Annotated in this window: 8 protein-coding genes; 7 read left to right on the top strand and 1 reads right to left on the bottom strand. The window is 47.5% G+C overall.

What is annotated here, in order from left to right; all coding sequences use genetic code 11:
- The first annotated feature begins 46 nt into the window (after positions 1–46).
- On the top strand, positions 47–790 hold the full coding sequence (locus Q7V06_RS04375) for a DNA polymerase sliding clamp (RefSeq protein WP_304838652.1): 744 nt from the start codon (positions 47–49) through the stop codon (positions 788–790).
- A complete protein-coding gene (locus Q7V06_RS04380; protein WP_304838655.1) occupies positions 790–1,848 on the top strand; it encodes a DNA primase large subunit PriL in 1,059 nt (352 codons plus the stop codon). Before Q7V06_RS04375 ends, Q7V06_RS04380 begins: the two co-directional genes overlap by 1 nt.
- A gap of 75 nt (positions 1,849–1,923) precedes the next feature.
- On the opposite strand, the gene Q7V06_RS04385 is transcribed toward Q7V06_RS04380, so the two are convergent.
- Positions 1,924–2,100, bottom strand: a complete 177-nt coding sequence (locus Q7V06_RS04385) for a hypothetical protein (protein WP_304838658.1) — start codon at positions 2,098–2,100, stop codon at positions 1,924–1,926.
- 82 nt (positions 2,101–2,182) lie between these two features.
- Between Q7V06_RS04385 and Q7V06_RS04390 the strand changes: the two genes are divergently transcribed.
- The 5 genes from Q7V06_RS04390 to dapB all read left to right on the top strand — a co-directional run.
- Complete coding sequence (locus tag Q7V06_RS04390) at positions 2,183–2,731, top strand: HD domain-containing protein (RefSeq protein ID WP_304838661.1); 549 nt, start codon at positions 2,183–2,185, stop codon at positions 2,729–2,731.
- Positions 2,724–3,287, top strand: a complete 564-nt coding sequence (locus Q7V06_RS04395; RefSeq protein WP_304838664.1) for a thiamine-phosphate synthase family protein — start codon at positions 2,724–2,726, stop codon at positions 3,285–3,287. The genes Q7V06_RS04390 and Q7V06_RS04395 overlap by 8 nt, the downstream gene beginning before the upstream one ends.
- Positions 3,288–3,299: 12 nt before the next feature.
- Positions 3,300–3,491, top strand: a complete 192-nt coding sequence (locus Q7V06_RS04400; RefSeq protein WP_304838667.1) for a 30S ribosomal protein S17e — start codon at positions 3,300–3,302, stop codon at positions 3,489–3,491.
- Positions 3,492–3,500: 9 nt separating this feature from the next.
- Positions 3,501–4,388 carry a 4-hydroxy-tetrahydrodipicolinate synthase gene (gene dapA / locus Q7V06_RS04405; RefSeq protein ID WP_304838670.1) on the top strand — a complete coding sequence of 296 codons (888 nt, stop codon included), beginning with the start codon at positions 3,501–3,503 and terminating at the stop codon, positions 4,386–4,388.
- A partial coding sequence (gene dapB / locus Q7V06_RS04410) for a 4-hydroxy-tetrahydrodipicolinate reductase (protein ID WP_304838674.1) occupies positions 4,381–5,100 on the top strand: 720 nt, incomplete at its 3' end. The genes dapA and dapB, both read left to right, overlap by 8 nt.

A 5,100-nucleotide genomic window follows, 5' to 3' on the forward strand; every position in this document is an offset into this window, starting at 1 on the left:
ATAATTATCCGTATTCAGTTCTTATTAAGATGATAAGGGGTTTGTGATGTTAAAAGCAACGATAGATGCAGACATATTCAGAGAGTCAATCGACGTTATTTCAGCTCTTGTTGGGGAGTGCCGACTCCACATCAATGAAAGCGGGATTAGTACACGTGCTGTTGACACCTCAAATGTCGCCATGGTATCACTCGAACTGGATGCAGATGCATTTCAGTCATATAGTGCAACAGAAATGGAGATTGGGCTTGACATTGCCAAGATGAAGAATATTCTCGGCATGGTTGGGAAGAGTGATCCGATCGATCTGGAACTTGATCCGGAGGGACGAAAACTCCAGATTAGCTTCAGGAGTTACCGTTATTCCATATCACTCCTTGATACGAAGACGATCAGAAAAGATCCAAATCCTCCAAGCCTTAATCTGCCAGCAGTAGTTAAGATCACCGGGGATGCCCTGAATAATGCGATTAAAGCAGCAGCGGTTGTCTCAGATAAGATCGCCCTGAAAGTCGATCCGGAACGATCAATCTTTATTATGATCGCTGAAGGCGATACCGACAATATTAAACTGGAACTTGGAAAGGATGATCTTGAGTTTGTTGAATCTGCTGAGGCACGTTCACTCTTTTCACTCGATTATCTTAAAGATATGGGCAAGGTTATCGGCAGAGCCGATACAGTCGAGATCCGGCTCGGCATTGATCATCCGGTTCAGTTTATCTTTACAATCGCCCAGGAGAAGGGGCGCGTCACGTATCTCCTTGCACCCCGCATTGAGGCAGATTGATGAAAGTCAGGCTTGAACTCCAAGACCTGGCCCATTACCCTTTTTTAAAAGAAGCCCAGGAGATCATCGCTGAACGCGGAATCTCCTTTGAGTTCATCACAAGGAACTCTCAAAATCAGAGCTACCTGGCTGCCGCCGTGAACAGGATCAGAACTGCAATGCTGAGAAGAGAGAATCAGCAGATGACGGATGCAGATGATCCCATACAGGATATCGTCAGTTATGCCCTTGCAAGGATTCTGATCTCATGCACAAAAAACAGAACAGGTATCGGACCATTATCACGATTCGAAGCAGACAGAGCCCTTTACTTCCTTCAATTAGAGAAGAATCAGGGTGTTCGCACCCACCTGTTCCGGGAGCTGGGCATACCATTTTCGGGAGGGGCAATACCCTACACCCGCTATATTGAGATCGCATCAACACTTCGTGAAGAGCGATACCGACTGGTGAATCGTGATCTATCAATGGGGATGGTGCAGCTCAATCCGGATGAAGAGGAGTTCCTGTTGCGTGAGCGGATTAGAACACTCCTTCTCGACCAATTGCCCCTGAATCTCCCTGCTTCAGCCTGCTCAAATTTCTCAGATAGTATCTCAGAGATTGACTCCATCCTCTCCGAACGGACTACTGAAGAATATGGCAATGTTGATGAGGGAGGATTCCCCCCCTGTATCAGGGCACTCTATAATTCTGCTCTGCAAGGAAAGTACCTCTCCCATTCAGGAAGATTCGCCCTGACAACCTTTCTTAATACTATCGGGATGGAGACGACAGGAATTATCAGTTTATTCTCAGGGGGTGGGGACTTCAACCTTGATATGACCACCTACCAGGTTGACCATATCATAAGCCATGGAGATGATGGATATACTGCACCAACCTGTGCCACCATGAGAACTCATGGAATCTGTGTCGGAAAAAATAAAGCCTGTGAGCTGATCAATCACCCTCTCAATTACTATCGCAGGCAGAAGAAGGCACGAAAATATAAAAAGTCTCAGCCTGTTGAAAAGAAAAATTCCACAACTGAAGGGGATTTAGAGAAACAAAAATAACATATGACTGCTTTTTGAATTAAAGTAATAAAGGAACAGGAAAAACCGATCTGTATCAAAAAGGATATTACTCCCCTAGATCGCCTTCTCAATCACGGTATACCCAGCACCGATGAGCGTGAAGATGAAGATGAGAAGAGCGATCAGGTATGCATATCCCGGTTCAACGATTGCAGGCAGTCCGATTAAGAGAATGAGGAATATGACAAGGCTTGTGATGCCGATGGCAATATCTGTGAGCCATTTTTGCATATAGATACTCTGGAGGAGATAGTGCTTAACCCTTTTCTCTCAAACCAGAGAATCTTTCTCTCCCCCCGTATACCCATAGGGTATGGTACCAGATGATCCTCTTACTCTTCTCAACGAGTATGTCAGATCAGAGACATTGATCGAACATTGCATTGCAACCGGCGCGATCATGCGATCCATTGCACCGCACCTGTCAGGGGATCCCGATCTCTGGGAGGTGATCGGGATTCTGCATGATATTGATTATGAGGTTGTTGAAGGTGATATGGAGAGGCATGGGGTGGATGGGGAGCAGATCCTCCTAAAGATGGGTGTATCAATTGAGATCGCAGAAGCTGTCCGGAAACATAATCACCATCTCTTTTCAGGTCATACAACACCTCTTGACCTGACACTTCAGGCAGCAGACAGCATATCGGGTCTTATCATTGCCTGTGCACTTGTCAAAGGCGGAGCTATTGATGAGGTGACCGCAAAGACTGTGAAGAAGAAGATGAAGGACAAAGGGTTTGCTGCTGGTTGTGACCGTGAGAGAATACGTGCAATTGAACCTCTGATGGACCTGGATACATTCATCACTGCAGCTATTTCCGGTGTATCTTCAGTATGGAGGCGACCTGCTGATGACTGAAGTTACCAGAGATGATGAGAAGAGACAGATCCTTGACGCTCTCGGTTTTGCTGTTGAAGAACTTAAAAATAAGATGGATCCCCGGCTCATCCCTGAAGTCGGAAGCAACATCACCTATGCACTTCCTGCGGCACGATCCCCTGGAGACGTTGCAGGTGTTGAAGGCAGAATTGTTACAATGCGTGGATCTGTTCATCCGGTCGGATCGTGTGCATTCGGCGCAAGCGATCACATCGCGCGAATCGTACTGACTGCAATGAGATTTGATCCTCTGATTCGATCAGCTGCAAACATCAGGTTTTCGGATAATCTTGCAGCACTCCTTGAAGATCTCAGTTTTGATATATGCTGGTTCGACCGTAAAAAGGAGCCACCGGGCATTCAGACAATGGATTGGGGTGTCGCATCATGCTGTAAAGACGAAGTTCCGGATATGATCCTCGATCGGGGTGCTGTAGGAAAAGAGCCGATGATCCGGATCCTTGGGCCTGATCCGGTATCAGTCGCAAACACAATCATTATGTTGTCATCACGCATTACTACTATGGAAATCTGAGGACGATTAATTATGGGAATCAAACCAAGCTACATCAAATCCATAGGAACAGGATTACTTGAGAAACATGGGGAATACTTTTCGAATGATTTCGATGAGAATAAACCCGCTGTATCCAAACTCACCACCATCGAGAGCAAAGATGTACGTAACCGTGTGGCTGGATACATAACAAGAAAAGTAAATACCAGAAGACGTAGATAACACTACTTCATGTTTCAGGGAATTATACCCGCTATCATTACTCCTTTTAAACGAGTGCCTTCGATGCCTGTTGATGTCGAAGGACTTCGTTCAAACACCGAGTACCTGCTCTCTCAGGGGATTCATGCAATTGTCCCCTGCGGTTCAACCGGTGAATCTGCAACATTGAATTTTTCTGAGCATGAACTGGTCATCGAAGAGGTGGTCTCTGCTGTGGGAGGTTCAATTCCGGTCATCGCAGGAACAGGGTCGAATAATACAGAAGAGGCGCTGACACTCACAAAAGCCGCAGCGCGTATCGGGGCGGATGCGGCACTTGCTATCAGCCCGTATTACAACAAACCAAACCGCGCCGGTCTGATTAAACATTATACTCTTCTTGCAGAGTGTGGGCTTCCGATCATCGTCTACAACGTCCCTTCACGTACTGGTCAGAATCTGCCTGCTGATCTGATCATCGAACTCGCAAAAAATCCGGATATCGTCGGAGTCAAGGAGGCAAGCGGAGACCTCGGGCAGATATCGCAGATCATCGAAGGGACGCGTAACCTTGACCGGGATATACCCTTCTGTGTCCTCTCCGGAGACGACAATCTGACACTCCCAATCCTCTCCCTCGGAGGTACCGGAGTTATATCGGTTGCAGCAAATCTTGAGCCGGCCAGAATGGTAGAACTCTATGAGGCATGCAGGTCGGGATCATTTGTCAAAGCACAACACCTCCATTATGAACTCTCACCACTCTTCCGGGCGATGTTCATCGATACAAATCCGATCCCTGTCAAAAAAGCCGTTGAGCTGAGAGGGCGATCAGCCGGGCCACTCCGACTACCGCTTGTGGAGCTTGATGAACAGAAGACAGTACAACTCCGGGAGGTAATGAGCCACTATGATTAAGGTTGCGGTATGCGGGGCCCTGGGTCGCATGGGAACCATCATCATAAAGATGATAGATGAAGATCCTGAACTGGAATTCGTTGGCGGAATAGATCTCCGTTCCGGAGTGGTGCTTGACTGCCCGGTTGTGGAATCCGCAAAAATGGATTCATTTCTTAAAGAAGTCCAACCGGATTGTCTCATCGACTTCACCGTTGCATCTGCATCGGTGAGGAATATCGAGGTTGCGGCATCAAATGGTGTCGCACTTGTCGTTGGAACGACAGGATTCTCCGATGAGGATGAGCTGATGATTAAGAAAGCCACAGAAGGATCTGTACCAATTGTCAAAACAACAAACTTCAGTGTCGGTGTCAACATCTTCTGGCAGCTGATCCGACATGCCGCAGCGCTCCTTCCGGATTATGACTGTGAAGTGATCGAGGCACATCACAGGTACAAGAAAGATGCACCGAGCGGAACAGCGAGAACCATCATCTCTATCCTTGAAGAGGAGATGGGTCCGCGAGAGAAGCAGTATGGCCGTGTTGGAATGACAGAGCGCGGGAATGAGATCGGCGTCCATGTCATACGTGGCGGAGATATCGTCGGGGACCACTCTGTCATGTTCTCAGTTAATTTCGAGACGATTGAGATTTCTCAACGCGCATATGAACGCTCAGTCTTTGCACGGGGCGCGATCAGGGCGGCAAAATGGGTGCCGGGTCAGCCT

The sequence above is a fragment of the Methanocalculus sp. genome (genome assembly GCF_030651615.1).
Lineage (GTDB): Archaea > Halobacteriota > Methanomicrobia > Methanomicrobiales > Methanocorpusculaceae > Methanocalculus.